The organism is Mesorhizobium sp. M7A.F.Ca.US.007.01.2.1, assembly GCF_003998165.1.
In the GTDB taxonomy this organism is placed as follows: domain Bacteria; phylum Pseudomonadota; class Alphaproteobacteria; order Rhizobiales; family Rhizobiaceae; genus Mesorhizobium; species Mesorhizobium ciceri.
On sequence record NZ_RZQP01000064.1, the window covers coordinates 1 to 22,525 of the forward strand.

Below are 22,525 nucleotides of genomic sequence, written 5' to 3' on the forward strand. Positions count from 1 at the left end.
GTGATGATCGGCTCGATCGACATGGTGGCGAAGCTCAACAGCATGCCGGTCGCCAGCATGGCGACAACAGGCCGTTTGTCGGGGATTTGTGACCAGCCGCCTTTCCGCTTCTGCGTCGCTGCGGCGTCTGCTGTTTTCGGCCGGGGATTCTCCTTGATCAGAAACGTGGTCGCCAGGAATGCCAGGAAGATGACACCGCCGGAGAGGAGAAAGGTGGCGCGGATGCCGATCAGCGGCGGCAGGGCGCCGCCAACCAGAGGGCCGACCAGAGCCCCGCCCGTGATGCCGGCCGACAGCAGGCCCAACGCCCAGCCGGAACGCTCCTTGGGTGTCTGCATGGCGACGAGGATGGTCGATCCCGAGGAGTAGCCGCCGGCAAAGCCGATGAGCAGCCGCAGCAGCACCAGCTGCCAGACCGTCTGCACCATGCCGGTCAGCGACATGCATATGGCCATGCCGAAGCTGGCGCGAACCAGCATCACCTTGCGGCCATAGCGGTCGCCGAGACGTCCCCAGAGCGGCGCCACCAGCGCCGCCGCGAAGAACGTCGCGCCATAGGCAATCCCCGACCATTGCACGATCGCCGCGTGACCCTCGGCACCCAGCTGCTCGATATAGAGCGGCAGGAACGGCAGAAGCAGCGTCATGGCGACAAGCGTCGAAAACGAACCGGCGAAGCACACGAACAGATTGCGCCGCCAGTGGATGTTGTAGGTGCTGTCGGTCGCCGGGGGCGTGCTCTGCTGCATGTCGTATGTCCTGTCCCAGCAACTCTTTTATCGATGCTTGCTGCGGATACCAATTTGGGATACCAAGATGGTACACGTCATGGACGCAAGCTTGGCCGCTGTCAATGCAGCCTGTCGAACGTGATCGGCAAGACGATCGCAAACGGCCAAAAGATGGAAACGACAATGTCGCAGATGCACAGCGTCGAAAAACAGCTTCGGCAGATGATCCTGGGCCTCGAGATCGGTCCCGGCGAAAAGCTGACCGAGCGCTGGATCGAGAGCCGTTTCGGTGCATCGCGAACCCCGGTCAGGGCAGCACTTCTGCGGCTCGAGACCGAGGGGCTGGTCGGCAGGGACGGGCGCGGCTGGACGGTGTCGCCGATCAATCTGGCTGAACTCGAGCAGATCGCCGTCTACAGGGAGGCGGTCGAGGTTGCGGCAGTTCGCCTGACATGCAGCCTGGCGGACCGGAGCGCCATCGATGTCATCCAGGCGATGCTCGAATCCTGCGACAACGACACGCCGCGCGAGGAATGGCATCGCGTCGGCATGGATTTTCACATCGAACTGGCGCGTCTGTCGGGCAATGAATTCCTGTTCCGGGCGGTCCGTGATGCCATGACACGCCTGTCACGGGCGCGCTGGCTGGAGGTTCGCGACGAAGCGGCCCTCAGCCGCGCCTGGGCCGAACATCGCGCCATACTGGCGGCGGCACGCCGTGGCGACGCCGATGAAGCCGCGCGCCTGCTCTCGGTCCACATCGTCGGCAGCCGCGACCGGCTGGTGACGTCGCTCGCCAACGATCGGCGCGGTCTTCGCGCCAGAGGCTTTGCCGTCGTTGCTGCTTAAGGCGGATGAAGGGGCGCAAAGCGGCGTCTGGACGTGTGCGCACTTTCGCCCTCGCTTCGCAGACGCCGATGGCGTAAGGAGCGGCGATGGAAAACAACCGATTTGAAACACCTGTGACTGTGAAGTCAGTCGCGGCGGGAAGCACTCAGCTCTTGCGCACGGCGCGTGAGGCTTCCGACTACCTCCTCAACAGCTGGCCCGGCAAGCGCAGCCCCAAGCATCGCGCGGCCCTGCAGGCCTGCCATGACGCACTCGCCGGCGACAAGCCGGCGATGAACGCCAGGCGCGCCTTCATTGCGGCGGCGCGCGAAGTGGACGTCTTTGTCAGCGACAAGGCGCCGGCCTGACACAAGGCGACATCCGAGGCGGCAATCCGGATTGAGGCACGGCCCGCATCTGCGGGCCTTTTGCCGTCACTTTGCCGTTTCGGTTTCGGCTTCAGTCTCGTCTTCGGGCTTCGAACGTTCCCTCGCTGCAACCTTGGCTGCCAGCTTCTCGGCCTTCTTGGCCGCCTTCTGGCGGTCGCGTTCCTTGCGTTCCTGATCGTAGTTTGGTGGTCGCGCCATATCGGCTCCTTTTTCACTGCCTCGCGGCTCTGGTCCTGCCTAGGAGCATTAGCCGTCAAACACAACAGCTGAAGCGATAGTGCGTCGATGATGGCCAGGCTTGCAAGATGCGCGCCGCAATGATGGGGCCACGCCCATCATTGCGGCGGCGATACCTATCGCCGTCGATTTGCCGATCAGATGCCGCTTCGGTCAATCACCAGATCGGCGGCACCAAAGCGGTCCTTTGCCGTCAGCTGCTGGTGCCAGTAGGGATAGAGCAAGGGCGGCCGGCTGACCGCGTCGAGGCGCTCGCGCTCCTCGCCCGAAAGCACCAGGCTTGCCGCCGCGATGTTGTCGAGGAACTGCGTTTCCGTCCTGCCGCCGATCACCAGGGAACTGATGGACGGCCGGCCAAGCAGCCAGGCCAGCGCCACCTGCGCTGCCGACACGCCGCGCTGCGCGCCGATCTCCACAAGCACATCGACGATCCGCCACAGCCGGTCCTCGTCGCGGATCGGTGGTTCCGACCAGCCCGCGAGTTGGCGGGCGGTGGGGCTGTCACGGCGGTATTTGCCGGACAGCAATCCGCCGGCAAGCGGGCTCCAGACCAGAACGCCCAGCCCCTGGTCGACGGAAATCGGCAGCAGTTCGTACTCCGCTTCGCGCGCTTCCAGCGTGTAGTGGATCTGCTGCGTGATGAAGCGCGGCTGATGACGGCTGTCGCTGATGCCGAGCGCCTTCATCACCTGCCAGCCGGAATAGTTGGAGCAGCCGACATAGCGGATCTTGCCCTGGGCAACCAGCGTGTCGAGCGCGCCGATGGTTTCCTCCAGCGGCGTCACGCCATCCCATTCGTGCAGGAAATAGATGTCGATGACGTCGGTCTTGAGCCGCTTCAGGCTCTTCTCGCATTCCCGGATCAGGTGATGGCGCGACAGGCCTTCATCGTTTGGACCTTTGCCGATCCGCATCCGTGCCTTGGAGGCGATCAGCACGTCGCCCTTGCGCTTGCCGCCGAGCGCTTCGCCGATGATTTCTTCGGAAATGCCGTTCGAATAGACATTGGCGGTGTCGATGACATTGATGCCGGCGTCGATACAGAGATCGATCATCCGGCGCGCTTCGTCGAGATCGGTCTTGCCAACCGCCGAAAAAGCACCGGCGCCGCCGAACGTCATGGTCCCCATGGTCAGTGTCGATACTTTCAGGCCGGAACGGCCGAGGGTGCGGTATTCCATGTCGGTCCTCGCGATTGCATTGGGAAAGGGCTGGGGAGGGCGCCCGAAAGTGGCCGCTATTTGTAGGACAATTTGGGCGACGTGTCTCCATGCCAGCGCGGCGGATCGATCATGCCTGGCTGGACCGACGGCGGCGGTGACCATGCTCGCGCTGCAATAAAACCGTCATTGCAGGCCTATATGGAAGTCGGCTCAGGTGTTGCCGTTCCCGGGCTGTAGGCCGGGAGTTTGGGGCGCCGGACGTGGATCGACAGAGCTTGCAAGTGGAGCAGCCGATAATGACCGAGCTAAAACAGAATTCTCCGGCCAGGGATTGGCTTGAAGCCGAGCTCGCCGACACGCTTGACGAAGACTATGAGCTCGAAATGTCGGAGCCGGCGCTGTCGATGGAGATCGCCAAGATCTACAAGAACTCGCATCCGCCTTCGATCGATCGCATGCAGTATTTTCGCGACCTGATCACCCTGCAGTCCGAATTGATCAAGCTGCAGTCCTGGGTCGCCCACCACAAGAAGAAGCTGGTGGTAATCTTCGAGGGACGCGATTCGGCCGGCAAGGGCGGTGTCATCAAACGCATCACCCAGCGCCTCAACCCGCGCATCTGCCGTGTCGTCGCACTGCCGGCGCCGACGGAGCGCGAAAAGTCGCAATGGTATTTCCAGCGCTATGTCCCGCATCTGCCGGCCGGCGGCGAGATCGTGCTGTTCGACCGCTCATGGTACAACCGCTCGGGCGTCGAGCGGGTGATGGGCTTTGCCCAGCCCGATCAGGTCGAAGAATTCTTCCACGACGTGCCGGAATTCGAGCGCATGCTGGTCCGCTCGGGCATCACCGTGGTCAAATACTGGTTCTCGATCACCGACGAGGAACAGCAGATGCGCTTCCTGATGCGCATCCACGATCCGATGAAACAGTGGAAACTGTCGCCGATGGACCTGCAGTCGCGCGTGCGCTGGGAGCAGTACACCAAGGCCAAGGAAGAGACCTTCGCCCGCACCAACATCCCGGAAGCGCCCTGGTTCATCGTCGAGGGCAACGACAAGAAGCGCGCGCGGCTGAACTGCATCGACCATCTGCTCAAGCAGCTGCCTTACGAGGAAGTGCCGCACGAGGAGATCACTTTGCCGGAGCGCGTCTTCAACCCCGAATACGAACGCCAGGTGCTGCCGCGCGAGCTCTACGTGCCGGAAAAGTATTGAGGCAGACGAAGCTGCGATCTCCCCCACGCGGGGGGAGATTGGCTCTCCACCTACGCCCGCTTGATCACCACATGCGTCGCGAGCGGGGTCGCCACCTGCTCGCTGCAGACATAGCCGAGCTTGAGCATGTCCAGGCCGGCAAAAAGGTTCTCGCCCGTGCCCAGCAGCAGCGGCGCGATCGCCAGATGCATCTCGTCGATCAGTTTTTCCTGCAGATATTGCCGTATGGTGGCGACGCCGCCGCCGACCCGCACATCCTTGCCGCCAGCGGCAGCCTTTGCCTGTTCAAGAGCTGAATGGATGCCGTCGACGACGAAGTGGAAAGTGGTGCCGCCCTCCATCGTGATCGGTTCCCGCTTGTGATGGGTCAGCACGAAAACCGGCACATGATAGGGCGGGTTGTCGCCCCACCAGCCTTTCCAGCTGTCGTCAGGCCATTCGCCGCGGATCGGTCCGAACATGTTGCGGCCGAGGATCCAGGCGCCGACATTTTCGAAGCTGCGCGCCGCGAACGCCTCGTTGACGTCGGTGGTGCCGCCATCTTGTCCGAGCACCATCTCGCGGAAGGTGCGGGTGTCGACAAACCACTTGTGCAAGGATTCCCCACCGACGCCGAGCGGATTTTGCAGATCCTGATCGGGACCGGCGCCATAGCCGTCGAGCGATAGGGTGAAAGCGTTGACGCGAAGTTTGGACATGCGAGCCTCCTCGATAACCGATTGTGTTTTGCAAGCAGTTGTTTTGTAACAAACCGATTGTGAATTGCAAGCGGTATTTTCAAGCTCAAACGAAGCCCACGCAACGGTCAAGTGGCCCTCGCTATGGATTCCCCGGCCAAGAGCCGGAAATTGGTATGGATGTCGAAGCGGATTGGCCGACATTGCTCGCCGCGACCGGCCGTCGTCGCGAAGAGAAATTACCCCTTCAGCATCTCCGCCACTTCGGGTGCGAAATAGGTCAGGATGCCGTCGCAGCCGGCGCGCTTGAAGGCGAGCAGCGATTCGAGCATTGCCTTCTCGCCGTCGATCCAGCCATTGGCGCCTGCCGCCTTGATCATCGAATATTCGCCTGACACCTGGTAGGCGAAGGTCGGCATCTGGAACTCGTCCTTCAGCCGCCGGATGATGTCGAGATAGGGCAGGCCGGGCTTGACCATCAGCATGTCGGCGCCCTCGGCGATGTCCTGTTCGGCCTCTCTCACCGCCTCGTCCGAATTGGCATGGTCGATGTAATAGGTCTTCTTGTCGCCCTTGAGCAGACCGGCGGTGCCCACCGCCTCGCGATAGGGTCCGTAGAAGGCCGAGGCGAATTTGGTCGCATAGGACATGATCGCCACGTCCTGAAAACCATTGGCATCGAGCGCGTCGCGGATGGCGCCGATGCGGCCGTCCATCATGTCGGACGGTGCGATGATGTCGGCGCCGGCGGCCGCCTGGATGACTGCGGCGGCGGTCACCTGTTCCACTGTCTCGTCGTTGACGATGATGCCGTCGCGCAGGATGCCGTCATGGCCGTGGCTGGTGAATGGGTCGAGCGCTGCGTCGGTGATGATGCCGATCTGCGGTACCGCATCCTTGATCGCACGGGTGGCGCGGTTGATGACATTGTCGGGATCGAGGATGTGCGAGCCGGTCTGGTCGCGCAGCGAGATGTCCACATTGGGGAAGGTGGCGAGGGCGGGAATGCCGAGTTTTGCCGCGCGCTCTGCCTCCTTGACGGCGAGATCGATCGACAGGCGGAAGACGCCGGGCATGGCGGCAATCGGCTCGCAAACACCCTTGCCCTCGACGACGAAGATCGGCCAGATCAAATCGTCGACCGTGAGCCGGTTCTCCTGCACGAGACGTCGCGACCAGTCGGCCTTGCGCATGCGGCGCAAACGGCGGCTGCCCGTGATCTCGTCGACGCCGCGCGCGCCGGCGGGCTTTGCGGGGGTGAATTTGTTCATCGTCAGTACTCTCGTTCGGGCAGGCTTTTACCACGAGCTCCCGCCGCTGACCAATGCGGCACGATTGTGCCAGCAACGCGGTCGAGGCCTATTCGGGTTGCCCGTTGCCTGACAGAATCTGTGCCGCGCCCCTGATGGCGACACGGAAAGCCTCGTCGAAGCCGACACCGCGCACCTGCCAGACGTAGGTCTTGCCGGCCATGGCCAGCCGCCAGTCGGCGATCCAGCCCAGTTCCTTGTCGCTCCAGACGAGACTGCCGTAAAGCGCCTGGTCGGCGCCGGCTTTCTCCGCAAGGGTGTCGAGCTTCGTCATCTCGGCATTGCGAAGCGCCTGATCGTCCAATCCGGCCTGCGACAGCTGCGCCACCGTGGGAAAAGTCACCTGCATGGCCAGCGGTACGGCGGCATTGCCGAACGATTCGCGCATCAGCATGCCACGGTCGTCCTCGGCATCGAGCGCGTAATGCGTTGTTCCGCGCTCGGTCGCCAAAAACACCACCAGCCGTGGCCGCCCGGTCAGCCACGGCCTGCTGCCGAGCGAAGCCAGCACCGGGTCGATGTCAGCAGGCTTGTACTGGCAGTAGAGATTATGAGGCCGATCGTACGTGCCCTGGTCGTCATGGTTGGGAATGCCTTCCATGCGGTCGCGATAGTGGAAACTGGCGACGAAGGTGCCGGCTTTGTCGCGCAATGCCGTCATTTCAGGTTTCGCCGGCAGGCGCTGATCGCCGGAAACCCGCACCAGAACCGCGTCGAGGCAGCGCTTGAAGCCGGACTGGCGGTTCTTCTCGTACTTTCCGTTGACGATGGTCTGCGAGCTGTAGAGGTCTTGCAAAGTCCCCGCCATGACCGGGTGAACAGCCAAGCAGAGGCTCAGCCCGATTGCCACCGGCGCAAGGTGCGAAAATCGAGTCATAAACAATCGTCCCGTTCGAAGACCCACCAGGTACGCTGCAATGAACTCTACCCAGTTTTCCGTATTGCAGCTCCATTTTTAGCACTGGCTCCTGGTCCGGGCCAGAGCTTGCACCGGTGTCCTCGCCATTGACGCACCCATGCGCCACGCTTTAGCACTTCAGTCCCGGCGGCCGGGAGAGGGATTCTTTCACGATGGATTTTGGCGGAGGCGACGAGATCCGCTTCGAACATCTGGGCCGGGCCGGCGTCGTCACCTTGACGCGGCCGCAGGCGCTCAATGCCTTGACGCACCGCATGATCGGGGCGCTCGACGCCGCTCTTTCCGCCTGGGAGGCCGACCAGGGCATCGACGTCATCGTCGTCAAGGCAGAGGGCAGGGCCTTTTCGGCCGGCGGCGATATCCTGCATGTCTATGAGACAGGTCGGGCGGGAAAACCGCCGGTCGAGTTCTTCGCCGACGAATACCGGCTCAACGCCCGCATCAACAGCTACAAGAAGCCCTATGTCGCCCTGATCGACGGTATCGTCATGGGTGGCGGCGTCGGCATCTCCTTCCACGGCTCGCACCGGGTGATGACCGAGAATGCCCAGTTTGCCATGCCGGAAGTCGGCATCGGCTTCTTTCCGGATGTTGGCGCCAGCCACCTGCTGCCCGATCTCGGCGGCTCCTTCGGCATGTATCTGGCGCTGACCGGCAATCGCATTCGATATGGCGATGCGCTGTGGTCTGGGCTGGCCACCCATACCATCAAGGCCGAGGACCAGGCTGGCTTCCTCGACCGGCTGGCGTTGACCGGCGATCCGGAATCGGTGCTGCGCGGCTTCTTCGTGCAGGCAAGGCGAGAAACCGACAGGCCGACGCTGGAGGCGATTGTCCGTCATTTTTCGCAACCGTCCCTGAACCGCGTCATCGACAGCCTCGAGCGTGCGGCCGCCGCCGATGAGTTCGCGGCAAAGACGCTGGCGACGATCCGCACCCGCTCGCCGACCAGCCTGCGCGTCGCCTGGCGGCAGATCAGCGCCGGACTGACGCTGTCCATGGAAGCCTGCATGAAGATGGAGTTCCGCATCCTCAACCGGATGCTCGCCGGCCATGATTTCTACGAAGGCATCCGCGCTGCCATCATCGACAAGGGCTCGAAGCCGCAATGGCGGCCGGCAAGCCTCGCTGCGGTCAGCGAAGCGGATGTCGATGCCTATTTCGCTCCGCTCGGCGAACGGGAACTCCTGATATGAGCGAGGTGACCTCAAGGCGCATCGTTCTGCAGCCCTCCGGGGTGGAGGTGATCTTCGCCTGGTTCCAGCGCGTCATATCGGGCTACTGCCTGCTGTTCGGCATTCTCTACTGGATCAAGCTGATCGGCTTTTATCCGGGCACACTGTGGCGTTTCGACCTGATGCCCGTGCACTGGCAGGTCGCGGCGGTGGTGCTCGCCGTGTTCTTTCCCTTTGCCGCTGCCGGCCTGTGGATGCTGGCGTCCTGGGGCCCGGTGATATGGTTCATTTGCGCGGTGACCGAGACGGTCATGTACGCCGGCTTTCCCGAGTTGTTCGGCCACCGCTTGCTGATTGTCGTCTCGCATGCGGCGGTGGCGGTGCTCTATATCGTCTTTCGCGTCGTCATCTACCTGCAGAAGCGCCCGGTCCGCCACTAAGCCGTTGAACCCATTGGCGGCCCGGCTGTCGCCTCGAATGAGCCCTGCAATCGTTGCCGAAATCTTTAGGTTAATTATTCTTGCTCGGGTGACCGTTCGTTAAGCCTCTTCCGAAACCTCTTACCGGTAAGCTCTTGTTAGCCCTAGCGTTTAAGTCGAATTTTATGAGTATTCGATAGTGTCGCGATCAAGGTGAAAAACAAAAAATCACCAGGGCGACAAACGAGAGGCAAAGACAATGATCAATTCGCGTCCGGCGGCGAAGACCGCCAACGTATCCGACGATCGCCGTGAGGCTATCCGTTCCCTGTACATGGAATCGCTGCAGCTTGTTGAGCGGCTGCACCGCCGCCTGCTTGATGTGATCAAGGACGAATTCGACCGCAACGGCCGTTCCGACATCAATGCCATCCAGGCACTGCTGCTGTTCAACATCGGCAATTCCGAACTGACCGCGGGCGAGCTGCGCTCGCGTGGCTACTATCTCGGCTCAAACGTCTCCTACAATCTGAAGAAGCTGGTCGATCTCGGCTTCATCAACCATCAGCGCTCGCGCATCGACCGCCGTTCGGTCCGTGTCTCGCTGACGCCCAAGGGCAATGAGGTGGCGGAGGTCGTCGCCGGCCTCTATGAGCGTCATGTCGGCTCGATCGAACAGGTCGGCGGCATCAACACCGACGAGTTCAAGCAGATGAACCGCGCTTTGCAGCGGCTCGACCGCTTCTGGAACGACACCATCGCTTACCGGATGTAAGACATCCGCCGCATCGGATTCGGCCCGCGTCACAGAAGCGCGGCCGAAATATCGACCTTCAGTCAGGGCCGGTGCCGAGAGGCATCGGCCTTTTCTTTGATTTGGCTGGTCATTGCACCGCGTGGTCGATCGCCGATCGATACCCAAAAAGCACGGTCCGTTCTTTTCGGAATGCTGGCCGGTCGGATTTGGCCGCTAGGCCACGTTGCCGCCATATTCCAATGGAACCGAGAGTGGCAGTGATGCTGTGGTGAAGACCATGCGTTCACCCGCAGCCGTATCGCGCCTGTGCATTGTCACACCAAGCTGATACGGACCATGGTTGGCTAATTGTTAAGATTGCCAATTTTACAGTGCGGGCGAGATCGCCCGGTGATCAACGCAGCAAGTGATCGAACTGCTACCAATGTCTGGAACGTCCATGAAAACCAGCCGTCGTTTTTTCCTGTCCGGAGCCTCCGCGCTCGCAGCCGCGGTGGTCGCCGGCGGCGCCAATGCGCAGGATGTGATCGGTGATATCCTGAAATCCTCGGCGCGCGGCAATTGGGACGACCAGTTCGACGCCCGCGCCAGCGAGGGTGGCAAGGTGGCCTCGACGCTGCCGATCTTCAGCCCGCAGACCGTTGCCTTCACGGAACAGGCGGTCGGGCAATACCAGAACATTGTCGGGCAGGGTGGCTGGGTCGAGGTTCCCGCGACCAAGAAACTGCAGCTCGGCGTCGATGATCCCGATGTGGTGCCATTGCGCAAGCGCCTGATGGTCGCGGGCGACCTGTCGCAGAGCGCCGGCATTTCGACGGCTTTCGATTCCTATGTCGACTCGGCAGTCAAGCGCTTCCAACTGCGTCACGGCCTGCCGGCTGATGGCTCGATGGGCAAATACACCTATGCGGCGATGAACGTTTCGGCGCAGATCCGGCTTGGCCAGTTGCAGACCAATCTGCAGCGGCTGCGCGAGAAGGCCGGCACGCTGGGCAGCCGCTACGTGCTGGTCGACATTCCGGCAGCCCAGGTCGAAGCGGTCGAGAACGACCGCGTCGTGCTTCGCCACACCGCGATCGTCGGCAAGATCGATCGCCAGACGCCGATCGTCAATTCCAAGATCACTGAGATCATCGTCAATCCATACTGGAACGCGCCGGTCTCGATCGTGCGCAAGGACATCATTCCGCTGATGCGGAAAAATCCCGACTATCTCAAGAACAGCCACATCCGCCTGTTCGCGCCCGATGGCAGCGAAGTCGATCCGATGAATGTGGACTGGTCGACCGACGACGCCGCCAAGTACCGGTTCCGCCAGGATCCCGGCTCGGAAAACGCCATGGCCTCGGTGAAGATCAATTTCCCGAGCCCTGACGGCGTCTACATGCACGACACGCCGCAGCAGAGCCTGTTCGGCAAGATGCTGCGTTTCGATTCCTCGGGCTGCGTGCGCGTGCAGAATGTGCGCGACCTCGTCACCTGGATCCTGCGCGACACGCCCGGCTGGGACCGCCAGCATTTCGAGGCGGCGATCAAGACCGGTGAAAACACGCCGATCCAGGTCACCAATCCGGTGCCGGTCCACTTCCTCTATCTCTCGGCCTGGTCGACCGGTCCGGGCGTGGTGCAGTTCCGCGACGACGTCTACGCGCTTGATGGCAACAACGAACTGCAGATCACGTCCGCGCTGTAAGCGTTTGAATCCTATCTAAAAAGGCCGCCTCTCAGGGCGGCCTTTTTTCATTGATTGGGTGCCGCGGCGTTTTTCACGGGAGGGCGGCTGGACGGATCGGCCGGCTTTGCGCATGGTCGGCGGGAAGCCTGGAACCGGACCATGGAAGTCGCTGTCTTCATTCTGGTCGTGCTCGTCTTCGTGGCGCTTTCCGGCGCGCTGGTTCGCCTGGTGCGGGTGCCGTTGCCGGTGCTGCAGATTGCGATCGGTGCCGCGCTCGCCTGGCCGGTGCGCGGCATCCATGTCGAGATCAATCCGGAACTGTTCCTGCTGGTGTTCATTCCGCCGCTGCTGTTCGGCGATGCCTATGGCGCACCGAAGCGTGAACTGATGGCGCTGCGCGGACCGATCCTGGATCTGGCCATAGGGCTGGTCTTCTTCACCATCGTCGGCTTCGGCTACGCCTTGCATTGGCTGGTGCCGAGCATCCCTCTGGTGGTCGCTTTTGCGCTTGCCGCGGTGCTGTCGCCGACCGACGCGGTGGCCGTGTCCTCGATCGTCGACAGGAATGTCGTCCCGGCGCGGCTGATGCACATTCTCGAAGGCGAGTCGCTGCTCAACGACGCTTCAGGCCTCGTCATGTTCCGCTTCGCCGTCGCAGCAGTGCTGACCGGCAGCTTTTCCCTTGCCGCGGCTTCGTTCAGTTTTCTCTATGCCGTGGCGATCGGCATCCTGATCGGCGTCGCGGCGCTGTTCGTTGCCGCCAAGCTGCTGCAATTGCTCAACCGGATCGGCGGCGTGCCGGCCGAAGCGCAGGTGCTGGTGATGGTTCTGCTGCCCTTCATCGCCTATCTCGGCGCCGAGCATGTCGGAGCGTCCGGTATTCTGGCGGCTGTTACCGCCGGCCTGCTCACCGGCGGCTCCGGCGTGTTTCGCTTCCTCGGCGTCTCGGCCCGCATGCAGACGATGTCGCTGTGGACGACGCTTTCCTTCGTTTTCAACGGTGCTCTCTTCATCGTGCTCGGCCTGCAGCTTCCCGACATCATCCGCCATGTGCCGCCGGAACTCATGAGCCTGCACCCGATCATCCAGCCGATCGCGACCGTCGTGGCGCTGACGCTGTGCCTGATCGCGTTGCGCTTCCTGTGGATATGGGTAGGCGATCTCGCAGCCGGCATCGCCGCACGTCTGGGCAAGCGCAAGGTGGAGCCGTTCGGGTTGCGCGTGCGGCTCGCCGGTTCGGTGGCCGGCGTGCGCGGCGCCATCACGCTGGCCGGCATATTGTCGCTGCCGCTCGCCATGCCGGACGGTTCGCCGTTTCCGGCGCGCGATCTGGTCATTTTCCTGGCCGCCGGCGTCATCATCTGTTCGCTGGTCTTCGCCAGTCTCGCTCTGCCGACGATCGCCAGGGGGCTGGTCGAGCCCGGTGAGGATGCCGGCGCCGCCGAGGAGCGGCTGGCGCGTGTCGGCGCCGCCAAGGCGGCAATCGCGCGCATCGAGAGCATCGCCGGAGCCGCAGATGATGAGGGAGGCGAGGTGCCCGGCGCCAGGCTTGCCGCCGCCGACAGCATCGTCGCCGGGTACCGGCGCCGCATCGCCGCCTCGGACGAAGCCGATGAGGCCCGCGCCGAGGCGCGTGAAGCCGGAAGGCTGGAGCTCGAATTGAGATTTGCGGGCATCGAAGCCGAGCGCGAAGCCGTGCGCGCCATGTTTCGCAGCGGCGAGATCAACGACCATACGTCGCAGGCGCTGTTTACCGAGATCACGCTCACCGAGGCATTGCTGAGGGGCCGGAAGGCGAGGAAATAACGACGCGCGGGCCTGGCTGGCGCAATCCGGCCAGCAAATTTCGCGTGGCAAACATGGCGGGGCGAAAACAACTGTGTTAATGGCGCCGCGTGCAGGTTGCCCAAAAGTGTACAGCGGTTTGAGCAACGACATGCATAAACAAAATTGCCCCCGAACCCCGAGGATTTCAGGCTATGGCAACAGCAGCGGCAGTGTCGAACAAATTCGAATCCTTCTTCGAAACCACGCTGGCCGACGCCGATCCGGAGATTTTCGGCGCCATCCGCAACGAACTCGGCCGCCAGCGCCACGAGATCGAGCTGATCGCCTCGGAAAACATTGTTTCCCGCGCGGTGCTTGAGGCGCAGGGCTCGATCATGACCAACAAATATGCCGAGGGCTATCCGGGCAAGCGCTACTACGGCGGCTGCCAGTTTGTCGACGTGGCCGAGGAACTGGCCATCGAGCGCGCCAAGAAGCTGTTCGGCTGCAACTTCGCCAATGTCCAGCCGAATTCCGGCAGCCAGATGAACCAGGCCGTCTTCCTGGCGCTCTTGCAGCCGGGCGACACGTTCATGGGCCTCGACCTCAATTCCGGCGGCCATCTGACCCACGGTTCGCCGGTCAACATGAGCGGTAAATGGTTCAAGGTCGTCTCCTATGGCGTGCGCCAGGACGACCATCTGCTCGACATGGATGCCATCGAGAAGACCGCGCATGAAACCAAGCCGAAGCTGATCCTGGCCGGCGGCACCGCCTATTCCCGCGTCTGGGACTGGAAGCGTTTTCGCGAGATCGCCGACGCGGTCGGCGCCTATCTGATGGTCGACATGGCGCACATCGCCGGGCTGGTCGCCGGCGGCGTGCATCCGTCGCCGCTGCCGCATGCCCACGTCGTGACGACCACGACGCACAAGTCGCTGCGCGGCCCGCGCGGCGGCATGATCCTGTGCAATGACGAGGACATCGCCAAGAAGATGAATTCGGCGGTGTTCCCCGGCCTGCAGGGCGGCCCGCTTATGCATGTCATCGCCGCCAAGGCGGTTGCCTTCGGCGAAGCGCTGAAGCCAAGCTTCAAGGTCTATGCCGAGAGCGTCGCCGCCAACGCCAAGGCGCTCGCCTCCAGCCTCAAGGAAACCGGTCTCGACATCGTGTCCGGCGGCACAGACAACCATCTGATGCTGGTCGATTTGCGTCCGAAGAACGCCACCGGCAAGCGCGCCGAGGCGGCGCTGGGCCGCGCCAACATCACGTGCAACAAGAACGGTATTCCGTTCGACCCGGAAAAGCCTTTTGTCACCTCGGGCGTGCGTCTCGGCACCCCGGCCGGCACCACGCGCGGCTTCGGCCAGGCCGAATTCCGGGAGATCGGCAAGCTGATCGCCGAAGTGCTGGATGGTCTCAAGGTCGCCAATTCCGACGAGGGCAATGCCGCCGTCGAAGCAGCGGTCAAGGCCAAGGTCGTGGCGCTGACCGATCGCTTCCCGCTCTATCCCTATCTCGGCTGACGCGATAGGAAGTTTTGCCGCCTGCTGCAACGACGAGCGTCGTTTCAGCAGGCCGGGGCGACCGGCAGGAGCCTTGATGATGCGGCCATTTCGTTTCGCCGACCTTGGCGCCGTTGGCGCTCTGGCTGCTTTGATCGCCGTGCCTTTCCCCGGCAACGCCTTGGCGCAAACCGCCCCTGCTCAAGCCGCGCCCGCGCAACCCGCACCTGCGCAACCCGCACCTCAGCCCGAGCCCGCGGCGCCCGCCCAGACGGCACCCAAGCTCGAAACCTTTGGCAGATGGTCGACCCTGGTCGACGAGGTCGACACCGGTGAGGATCTGCGCAAGACCTGCGCGGCCTCGACCGCCTTTATCGGCGCTGGCGGCGAGAGCGGCGTTCTGACGCTCATCATCACGAACGGCGATGCACTGCCGCCGGATGCCTACCCGTCCGTAACGATCGCCGTCGACAACAAGGCCTTGCCGGCCGGCAAGTCGGTTGCCGCCACTTTCGGCGACGACAAGGGCCGCGTCACTGCCAAGCTCCATTCCGATGGCGCCGTCAACGGCCGGCTCAGCTGGACCGTCGACAACCAGTCCAAGACCAGCCTGGCGCTCCTGCGCACCATGCGCCGGGCATCGGTGCTTGACGTCTCCTTCGGCGATGCGCCGGTCGGAAGCATATCCATGGACGGCTTCACCAAGGCCTATCGTAGTCTCGGCGCATCGTGCGGGTTTCCGACCGCCGACGTTGCTCCCTGAAGACATCGGTACGCTGTGCGGCTGCTGGCGAGGCTGGCAATCCTGCTTGCGCCTCGCTATCTCTGAAGGGCGAGGAAGCTGTTGGCGACACTTTGCCATCGCTGCAAAAACCTCTAAGCCTTTCGCTTCACCAGATTCGCCAACCAAAGGCTTCTCCATGCGCTGTCCCTATTGCCAGTCGGAAGATACGCAGGTGAAGGATTCGCGCCCCGCCGAGGATGGCGCGGCGATCCGCAGGCGGCGCGTCTGCCCCGATTGCGGCGGCCGTTTCACCACCTTCGAACGCGTGCAGTTGCGCGACCTCGTCGTGGTCAAGAAATCGGGCCGCAAAGTGCCCTTCGACCGCGACAAGCTGTTGCGCTCGGTGGAGATCGCCGTGCGCAAGCGCAATGTCGATCCCGAACGCATCGACCGCGCGGTGACAGGCATCGTGCGCCAGCTCGAAAGTTCCGGCGAGACAGAGGTTGCTTCGGGAGAAGTCGGCCGCCTGGTCATGGAAGCGCTGAAGTCGCTCGACGATGTCGCCTATGTCCGTTTCGCCTCGGTCTACCGCAATTTTCGCGAGGCCAAGGATTTCCATGAATTGCTGGGCGAGCTCAAGGGCGACGAAGTCAAGGGTGAAGAGGAAGCCAGCTGAGCATGACTGCAAGCGAACAGGCCGCCCTTGATCGCCGCTTCATGGCAGCGGCACTCAGACTGTCGCGAAAAAATGCCGGGCGCACCGCGACCAACCCGTCTGTCGGTACGCTGATCGTACGCGATGACGGCAATGGTCCGATGATCGTCGGCACCGGCGTCACCGCTGTCGGCGGCCGTCCGCATGCCGAGACCGAGGCCCTGGCCGAGGCCGGCGACCTCGCGCGCTGCGCCACCGCCTACGTCACGCTGGAACCTTGCGCCCACCACGGCCGCACGCCGCCTTGCGCCAATGCGCTGGTCAATGCCGGCGTTGCGCGGGTCGTCGGTGCCGCCAGCGATCCCGATTCGCGCGTGTCCGGCAAGGGTTATGCGATCCTGCGCGCGGCCGGTGTCGAGGTGGTCGAGAAGGTGCTGGCGGCGGAAGCCGCCGAGCAGATGGCCGGCTATTTGATTCGATCGTTGAGAAAACGCCCGGAAGTGATTCTCAAGCTTGCGCTTTCCAGCGACGGCAAGATCGGCAGGGAAGGTGACGGGCAGGTGTCGATCACCGGCGATATCGCGCGCCGAGAAGTGTATCTGATGCGGGCTGAGGCGGACGCCATACTGGTTGGTATCGGCACCGCCCTTGAGGATGATCCGGCCCTGACGGTGCGTTTGCCGGGGCTTGAGAACCGTTCGCCTGCCCGCATCGTGCTCGACCGCCAGATCAGGTTGCCGGAGGCCTCGAAGCTGGTTTCAGGCGTCGACCGCGTGCCGCTCTATATCGCCGCTTGCCTGGAGGCCGATCCGCTGCGGCGCGCAGCACTCGAACGCGCCGGCGTGCGCTTTATCGGCACCGAGACGCACGAGGGCGGCGTAGCCTTGCCGGAATTACTTGAGGATCTGGCCGCGCTCGGCATGGCCAGCGTGCTGGTCGAGGGCGGCGCCAGGGTGGCGAGCGCTTTCCTGGCCGACGGGCTGGTCGACCGCATCGTGCTGTTCCAGGGACCGGATGCAATCGGCGACGACGGCATTGCATCGCCGGTCGACGCCGACCATATCCCGGCAGGATTTCGCAAATTGCGCGACATGCGCTTTGGCGAAGACAGCTACGCCGAGTGGATAAGAGACCTTTAGGGATCAACACCGATGTTTACCGGAATTGTCACCGATGTCGGCACTGTCGCGTCCGTCAAGCCGCTCAGGGAAGGGGTGGGGCTCCGCATCGACACAGCCTATGACCCGCAGACCATCGCCATCGGCGCCTCGATCTCCTGCGGCGGCGTCTGCCTGACGGTCACGGCCTTGCCCGACAGCGTTTCGAATGCACGCTGGTTCGAGGTTGAAGCATGGGAGGAAGCCTTGCGGCTGACCACGGCCTCGGGCTGGAAATCCGGCACCAAGGTCAATCTGGAGCGGGCGCTGAAGATCGGTGACGAACTCGGCGGCCACATCGTTTCGGGCCATGTCGACGGCATGGCCGAGATCATCGAGCGCAAGGATGAGGGCGATGCCGTGCGCTTCACGCTGGAAGCGCCGCGCGAACTGGCGAAGTTCATCGCGCCCAAGGGCTCGGTCGCGCTCGACGGCACCTCGCTCACCATCAACAAGGTCGAAGGCGCGCGCTTCGACGTGCTTTTGATCCACCACTCGCTGACCGTGACCACCTGGGGCGAGCGCAAGGTCGGCGACCGCGTCAATCTCGAGATCGACACCATGGCGCGTTATGCGGCGCGGCTGGTCGAGGCGACGAAAGAGGGGCTTTAAGTGCTGCTGGCCTCGACTTAATCAGTTTTAATCGCTATGATTAAATCTGATTGTGAGGCTCTGATGGATACAAAAGTAATCACCGCTCACGTTCCGCTGCCGCTGGCTGAAAAGGTAGATCAACTGGCTGCCCGCCTTGAGCGCCCACGCGGCTGGATCGTCAAACAAGCTCTTTCCGCGTGGGTGGATTTGGAGGAGGAGCGCCGACGGCTCACGCTTGAAGCAATGGCCGATGTCGACGCAGGACGGGTCATCGATCACCAGGCCGTGCAGGCGTGGGCTGAGAGTCTTGGTACCGATAAGCCACTGCCGGTGCCTCGTTGATGGAGTTGAAATGGACCAACAAGGCTTTGTCCGACTTGGTCCGGCTACATGATTTTCTCGTGCTAGCAAATGGCCCGGCGGCCGCACGTGCCGTGCAGTCGCTTACTGCCGCGCCGGCACGGTTGGTCGAATATCCGCGCATCGGTGAGAGACTGGAAGAGTTCGAACCACGAGAAGTGCGTCGCATTTTGGTAGGCAGCTACGAAATTCGTTACGAGATACAGAACACGACAATTTCTGTGTTGCGCCTGTGGCATACGCGAGAGGATCGATAGGACAGGAGTCCATCCAGCAATCTTCCGCTTGCGATGAACCCGGCTTCGGCCTAAGTCACCGGCAACTCCCCGGAGACTTTTATGGCTGGTACATCCCAACACGGCAAAGCCTTCATTCGTCCGAAGGCGAAGGCGCATCTGCTCATTGTCGAAGCGCGCTTTCACGACGACCTTGCCGACGCGCTGCTCGACGGCGCGACAAGCGCGCTCGATGAAGCGGGCGCGACTTACGACGTCGTCACCGTTCCAGGTTCGCTGGAGATCCCCGCGGTGATCACCTTTGCACTGGACGGCGCGACGGAAGGCGGCACACATTATGATGGCTTTGTCGCGCTGGGCACCGTCGTCCGCGGCGACACTTACCATTTCGACATTGTCGCCAATGAATCCAGCCGCGCGCTCATGGATTTGAGCGTGCAGGACTCGGTCTGCATCGGCAACGGCATCCTCACCACCGAGAATGACGCCCAGGCCTGGACTCGCGCCAAGCGCTCGGAAGGCGACAAGGGCGGCTTTGCCGCGCGTGCGGCGCTGACCATGATTGCCCTCAAGGAACAATTGGGAGCGCGATCGTGAGCGAACCCGCTTCGCCCGGGCAGCCCGCGATGCGCCACGCCAACAAGCGCGGCGCTGCCCGTCTGGCCGCCGTGCAGGCGCTCTATCAGATGGATGTCGCCGGCAGCGGTGTCTTCGAGATCACCGCCGAGTACGAGGCGTTTCGCCTTGGCAAGGAAGTCGACGGCGCGCTCTATCGCGAGGCCGATGCGCAATGGTTTCGCGCTATCCTGGCGGGTGTCGTCGAGAACCAGAAGACCATCGATCCGATCATCCGCCAGGCGCTGACCGAGGACTGGCCGCTGTCGCGGCTCGATTCGACGCTGCGCGCCATCCTGCGCGCCGGCGTCTACGAACTGATGAAGCGCGAGGATGTCCCGGTCGCCGTCATCGTCTCCGAATATGTCGACATCGCCAAGGCCTTCTACGAGGAAGACGAGCCGAAGCTGGTCAATGCCGTGCTCGACCGTGTGTCACGCCGGGTGCGTGGCGAGGGGCGCGGCAAGGACGCATCATGACGGCAATCGCCGTCGAGGCAGGCAGCGAGGCGCGCCGCACGGCGCTGATCCTGGCCGCATCGCAGGCGATCATCGGCTCGGCGGCCCCCATCGCCATCTCCGTGGGCGCGCTGGCCGGGCAATATCTGCTTGGCCCCGACAAATCATTGGCGACAGCGCCGATCACCGGCTTCAACATCGGCGTGGCGCTCGGCGCGCTGCCCGCAGCGGCCATCATCCGCAGAATGGGCCAGCGCGGCGGCTTCATGACCGGAACGATCGTTACGGCGCTTGGCGGCCTCGTCGCCACGCTTGCGCTTTTTCAAGGGAGCTTCTGGCTGTTTGCCTTTGGCTTGCTCACGATCGGTGTCGGCGGCGCCTTCGTCCAGCAGTTCCGCTTCGCCGCCGCTGACAATGCACCGCCGGAATTCAAGGCGCGCGCCATCTCCTTCGTGCTGGCCGGCGGCATCGTCACCGCTATCCTCGGGCCGCAGATTGTCATCTTCACCCGCGAATCGCTGGCGCCGGTCATGTTTGCCGGTTCGTTCGTGTCCATCCTGCCGCTGGCCGCCGTCGGCGCCATCATCCTGTCATTCCTGCGGCTGCCGGCGAAAGCATCCGGCAAGGTGGAGATCGCCGACAGCGACGCCAGACCACTGGCTGAAATCGTCACGCAGCCGCGTTTCATCGCCGCGCTTTTCTGTGCGGTCGGCAGCTACGCGCTGATGAGCTTCGTCATGACGGGCGCACCGCTGGCCATGGTCGGCTGCGGACTGTCGGAGACCGACGCGACGCTCGGCATCTCCTGGCACGTCATGGCGATGTTTGCGCCAAGCTTCTTCACCGGCTCGCTGATCCATCGCTTCGGCGCCGAACGCATTGTGACCACCGGCCTGATCCTGCTCATCGGCTGCGCCATTGTCGCTCTGTCGGGCCTGGCGCTGTGGCAGTTCTGGACGTCGCTGATCCTGCTGGGCCTTGGTTGGAACTTCGGCTTCATTGGCGCGACCGCAATGGTGGCCTCCACCTACCGGCCGTCGGAAAAGGGCAAGGTGCAAGGCTTCCACGACTTCGTCCTGTTCGGCTCCGTCGCCTGCGCCTCACTGATGTCGGGCATGGTCTACAACGCCTGGGGCTGGGAGATGCTGAACTGGATAGTCTTTCCGGTCACCGTCCTGTGCTTCGTGGCGCTGGGCGCGCTGAAGCTGACGAGCGCGCGCCGCCCGGCTTGACGCCAAACCTATGCGTCCGGCGGCAACACCTGAAGCACCCGCGCTATGAACATATGGAACTCAGCCATGTAGTTGCGCAGGAAGTCCTCGGTGGATTCGACCGTCACTTCGCCGTCGTCCGTTATCAGTCCCGGCGTGAACTGGATATAGGCTTCCGGCGCATTCATCTGGGGTGAGTTGCAGAAGCTCAGAACGCTGCGCAGGCTTTGTTGGGCGACAGCGGTTGCGATGGCGCCCGGCGATGTTCCGATGACGGCGGACGGTTTGCGCGCGAATGAATTCTTTCCATAGGGGCGGCTCGCCCAGTCGATCGCGTTCTTTAATCCGCCAGGGATCGAGCGGTTGTACTCCGGGGTAACGAACAGGACGGCCTGAACGGACGCGATCGCCTTTTTGAAATCCCGGGCGACCGGCGGGAAATCCGCATCATAATCGTAGCTGTAAAGAGGCAGATCCCTGAAGGCGATTTCCGTCATTTCAAGTTCCGGAGGAGCCAGTTGAACGAGCGCCTTCGCGAGCTTGCGGTTGATGGATTCCCGGGCAAGACTTCCGATGAGGTAGCCGACTTTGTGTATGGCCATGACACGCTCTCCGTGTTTGCCACCCGCACTCCATGGCATTATCCGCCAGATGGCAGCAGATCGCCAGCGTCGCCTCAAAATCGGCCTTTCGAACAAAAATATTGCGCTGATCCCCCTTGTTATGAAACCGTGTGCCCCGACTGGCCGTTGAAGCCATGCTCATATGCGGTCATCGCGTTTCGGTTCATAGCAAGGGGTTTCACATGTTTTCAGTCAAGTTTCTGGCCGGCGCGGCATTGGCGCTCGGCATCACGGTGGCTTCCGCCAATGCCCAGGTGGTTGTCTCTTCGAAGATTGACACCGAGGGCGGCGTGCTCGGCAACATCATCCAGCTCGTCCTCAACGCCAACAACATCAAGACATCGGACCGCATCCAGCTCGGCGGCACGCCGGTGGTGCGCAAGGCGATCACCGCCGGCGAGATCGACATCTATCCCGAATACACCGGCAACGCCGCCTTCTTCTTCGAGAAGGCCGACGACCCGGTCTGGAAGGATGCCGCCAAGGCCTATGAAACGGCCAAGAAGCTCGACTACGACGCCAACAAGATCGTCTGGCTGTCGCCGTCGCCCGCAAACAACACCTGGGCGATCGCGCTGCGCAAGGAAGTCGCCGAGACCAACAAGCTCGCCACGCTCACCGACTTCGGCAAATATGTCGCGGGCGGCGGTCAGGTGGTGCTGGCGGCTTCCGCCGAGTTCGTCAATTCGGCGGCTGCACTGCCGGCCTTCCAGACCACCTATGGCTTCACGCTGAAGCCGGACCAACTGATCACTCTCTCAGGCGGCGACACCGCGGCAACCATCGCCGCGGCCGCCAACCAGACCAACGGCGCCAATGCGGCCATGGTCTACGGCACCGATGGCGGCATCGCACCGTCCGGGCTCGTCGTGCTCGACGACGACAAGGGCGTGCAGCCGGTCTACCAGCCGGCGCCGATCATCCGCGAAGCGGTGCTGAAGCAACATCCCGAGATCGAGACGCTGCTGAAGCCGGTCTTCGCCAAGCTCGACCTCGTCACGCTGCAGGAGCTGAATGGTCGCGTGCAGGTCGGCGGCGAGCCGGTCAAGGGCGTCGCCGAGGACTTTTTGAAGAAGAACGGCTTCCTGAAGTAGGACGATTCCGGCGCGCCGCTTTCGTGGCG

The 22,525-nt window shown here is 62.9% G+C and carries 26 protein-coding genes; 19 read left to right on the top strand and 7 right to left on the bottom strand.

What is annotated here, in order from left to right; genetic code table 11:
- Positions 1–749: MFS transporter (locus EN949_RS14200; RefSeq protein ID WP_127371712.1), on the bottom strand; the 749-nt coding region annotated here is incomplete at its 3' end.
- A gap of 165 nt (positions 750–914) precedes the next feature.
- Here EN949_RS14200 and EN949_RS14205 point away from each other — a divergent pair.
- Positions 915–1,580, top strand: a complete 666-nt coding sequence (locus EN949_RS14205; protein ID WP_024504688.1) for a GntR family transcriptional regulator — start codon at positions 915–917, stop codon at positions 1,578–1,580.
- Positions 1,581–1,693: 113 nt separating this feature from the next.
- Positions 1,694–1,927 (top strand): DUF982 domain-containing protein, encoded by a 234-nt coding sequence (locus EN949_RS14210; protein WP_244506945.1) that lies wholly within the window; start codon positions 1,694–1,696, stop codon positions 1,925–1,927.
- Positions 1,928–1,993: 66 nt separating this feature from the next.
- Here the strand turns inward: EN949_RS14210 and EN949_RS14215 are convergent, their stop codons facing one another.
- Both EN949_RS14215 and EN949_RS14220 read right to left on the bottom strand, forming a co-directional pair.
- On the bottom strand, positions 1,994–2,146 hold the full coding sequence (locus tag EN949_RS14215) for a hypothetical protein (RefSeq protein ID WP_013532262.1): 153 nt from the start codon (positions 2,144–2,146) through the stop codon (positions 1,994–1,996).
- A gap of 176 nt (positions 2,147–2,322) precedes the next feature.
- The gene (locus EN949_RS14220) at positions 2,323–3,366 is read right to left on the bottom strand and encodes an aldo/keto reductase (RefSeq protein WP_127368483.1); all 1,044 of its coding nucleotides are present in this window, start codon (positions 3,364–3,366) and stop codon (positions 2,323–2,325) included.
- A gap of 278 nt (positions 3,367–3,644) precedes the next feature.
- On the opposite strand from EN949_RS14220, the gene ppk2 reads away from it, so the two are divergent.
- Positions 3,645–4,565 carry a polyphosphate kinase 2 gene (gene ppk2 / locus EN949_RS14225; RefSeq protein WP_013532260.1) on the top strand — a complete coding sequence of 307 codons (921 nt, stop codon included), beginning with the start codon at positions 3,645–3,647 and terminating at the stop codon, positions 4,563–4,565.
- Positions 4,566–4,615: 50 nt separating this feature from the next.
- Here the strand turns inward: ppk2 and EN949_RS14230 are convergent, their stop codons facing one another.
- The 3 genes from EN949_RS14230 to EN949_RS14240 all read right to left on the bottom strand — a co-directional run bounded on the left by EN949_RS14230 (position 4,616) and on the right by EN949_RS14240 (position 7,429).
- Positions 4,616–5,263: a dihydrofolate reductase family protein gene (locus EN949_RS14230; protein ID WP_127367368.1), complete on the bottom strand. Its 648-nt coding sequence runs from the start codon at positions 5,261–5,263 to the stop codon at positions 4,616–4,618.
- 218 nt (positions 5,264–5,481) lie between these two features.
- Positions 5,482–6,513, bottom strand: coding sequence for a porphobilinogen synthase (gene hemB / locus EN949_RS14235; protein WP_027162429.1), 1,032 nt, complete (start codon positions 6,511–6,513; stop codon positions 5,482–5,484).
- An 88-nt stretch (positions 6,514–6,601) separates the two neighbouring features.
- Positions 6,602–7,429: a DUF2066 domain-containing protein gene (locus EN949_RS14240; protein WP_127367743.1), complete on the bottom strand. Its 828-nt coding sequence runs from the start codon at positions 7,427–7,429 to the stop codon at positions 6,602–6,604.
- Positions 7,430–7,623: 194 nt separating this feature from the next.
- On the opposite strand from EN949_RS14240, the gene EN949_RS14245 reads away from it, so the two are divergent.
- The 15 genes from EN949_RS14245 (at position 7,624) to EN949_RS14315 (ending at position 20,800) form a co-directional block, all read left to right on the top strand.
- Complete coding sequence (locus EN949_RS14245; protein WP_013532256.1) at positions 7,624–8,667, top strand: enoyl-CoA hydratase/isomerase family protein; 1,044 nt, start codon at positions 7,624–7,626, stop codon at positions 8,665–8,667.
- Positions 8,664–9,086, top strand: a complete 423-nt coding sequence (locus EN949_RS14250; RefSeq protein ID WP_013532255.1) for a DUF6163 family protein — start codon at positions 8,664–8,666, stop codon at positions 9,084–9,086. Before EN949_RS14245 ends, EN949_RS14250 begins: the two co-directional genes overlap by 4 nt.
- A 238-nt stretch (positions 9,087–9,324) precedes the next feature.
- On the top strand, positions 9,325–9,840 hold the full coding sequence (locus tag EN949_RS14255; RefSeq protein ID WP_008875359.1) for a winged helix DNA-binding protein: 516 nt from the start codon (positions 9,325–9,327) through the stop codon (positions 9,838–9,840).
- A gap of 421 nt (positions 9,841–10,261) precedes the next feature.
- Positions 10,262–11,515, top strand: coding sequence for a L,D-transpeptidase family protein (locus EN949_RS14260; RefSeq protein WP_127366821.1), 1,254 nt, complete (start codon positions 10,262–10,264; stop codon positions 11,513–11,515).
- 141 nt (positions 11,516–11,656) lie between these two features.
- On the top strand, positions 11,657–13,303 hold the full coding sequence (locus tag EN949_RS14265; protein ID WP_013532253.1) for a Na+/H+ antiporter: 1,647 nt from the start codon (positions 11,657–11,659) through the stop codon (positions 13,301–13,303).
- Positions 13,304–13,476: 173 nt separating this feature from the next.
- Positions 13,477–14,790, top strand: coding sequence for a serine hydroxymethyltransferase (gene glyA / locus EN949_RS14270; RefSeq protein ID WP_013532252.1), 1,314 nt, complete (start codon positions 13,477–13,479; stop codon positions 14,788–14,790).
- A 76-nt stretch (positions 14,791–14,866) separates the two neighbouring features.
- Entirely contained in the window at positions 14,867–15,532 is a 666-nt protein-coding gene (locus EN949_RS14275) for a hypothetical protein (protein ID WP_127366897.1), read from the top strand.
- Positions 15,533–15,689: 157 nt separating this feature from the next.
- Entirely contained in the window at positions 15,690–16,169 is a 480-nt protein-coding gene (gene nrdR, locus EN949_RS14280; protein WP_013532250.1) for a transcriptional regulator NrdR, read from the top strand.
- Between the two features lie 2 nt (positions 16,170–16,171).
- The gene (gene ribD / locus EN949_RS14285; RefSeq protein ID WP_127366898.1) at positions 16,172–17,287 is read left to right on the top strand and encodes a bifunctional diaminohydroxyphosphoribosylaminopyrimidine deaminase/5-amino-6-(5-phosphoribosylamino)uracil reductase RibD; all 1,116 of its coding nucleotides are present in this window, start codon (positions 16,172–16,174) and stop codon (positions 17,285–17,287) included.
- Positions 17,288–17,299: 12 nt separating this feature from the next.
- Positions 17,300–17,917, top strand: a complete 618-nt coding sequence (locus tag EN949_RS14290) for a riboflavin synthase (protein WP_127366899.1) — start codon at positions 17,300–17,302, stop codon at positions 17,915–17,917.
- Between the two features lie 63 nt (positions 17,918–17,980).
- The gene (locus tag EN949_RS14295; protein ID WP_013532247.1) at positions 17,981–18,241 is read left to right on the top strand and encodes a ribbon-helix-helix domain-containing protein; all 261 of its coding nucleotides are present in this window, start codon (positions 17,981–17,983) and stop codon (positions 18,239–18,241) included.
- On the top strand, positions 18,241–18,516 hold the full coding sequence (locus tag EN949_RS14300) for a type II toxin-antitoxin system RelE/ParE family toxin (protein WP_013532246.1): 276 nt from the start codon (positions 18,241–18,243) through the stop codon (positions 18,514–18,516). Before EN949_RS14295 ends, EN949_RS14300 begins: the two co-directional genes overlap by 1 nt.
- 81 nt (positions 18,517–18,597) lie before the next feature.
- The gene (gene ribH / locus EN949_RS14305) at positions 18,598–19,092 is read left to right on the top strand and encodes a 6,7-dimethyl-8-ribityllumazine synthase (RefSeq protein WP_013532245.1); all 495 of its coding nucleotides are present in this window, start codon (positions 18,598–18,600) and stop codon (positions 19,090–19,092) included.
- Positions 19,089–19,589: a transcription antitermination factor NusB gene (nusB, locus tag EN949_RS14310; RefSeq protein WP_013532244.1), complete on the top strand. Its 501-nt coding sequence runs from the start codon at positions 19,089–19,091 to the stop codon at positions 19,587–19,589. The genes ribH and nusB overlap by 4 nt, the downstream gene beginning before the upstream one ends.
- Positions 19,586–20,800, top strand: coding sequence for an MFS transporter (locus EN949_RS14315; protein ID WP_127371713.1), 1,215 nt, complete (start codon positions 19,586–19,588; stop codon positions 20,798–20,800). Before nusB ends, EN949_RS14315 begins: the two co-directional genes overlap by 4 nt.
- Positions 20,801–20,808: 8 nt before the next feature.
- Here EN949_RS14315 and EN949_RS14320 read toward each other — a convergent pair whose 3' ends face one another.
- A complete protein-coding gene (locus EN949_RS14320) occupies positions 20,809–21,381 on the bottom strand; it encodes an NADPH-dependent FMN reductase (protein ID WP_013532242.1) in 573 nt (190 codons plus the stop codon).
- 203 nt (positions 21,382–21,584) lie between these two features.
- Between EN949_RS14320 and EN949_RS14325 the strand changes: the two genes are divergently transcribed.
- Entirely contained in the window at positions 21,585–22,496 is a 912-nt protein-coding gene (locus EN949_RS14325) for an ABC transporter substrate-binding protein (RefSeq protein ID WP_013532241.1), read from the top strand.
- The last annotated feature ends 29 nt before the right edge of the window (positions 22,497–22,525 follow it).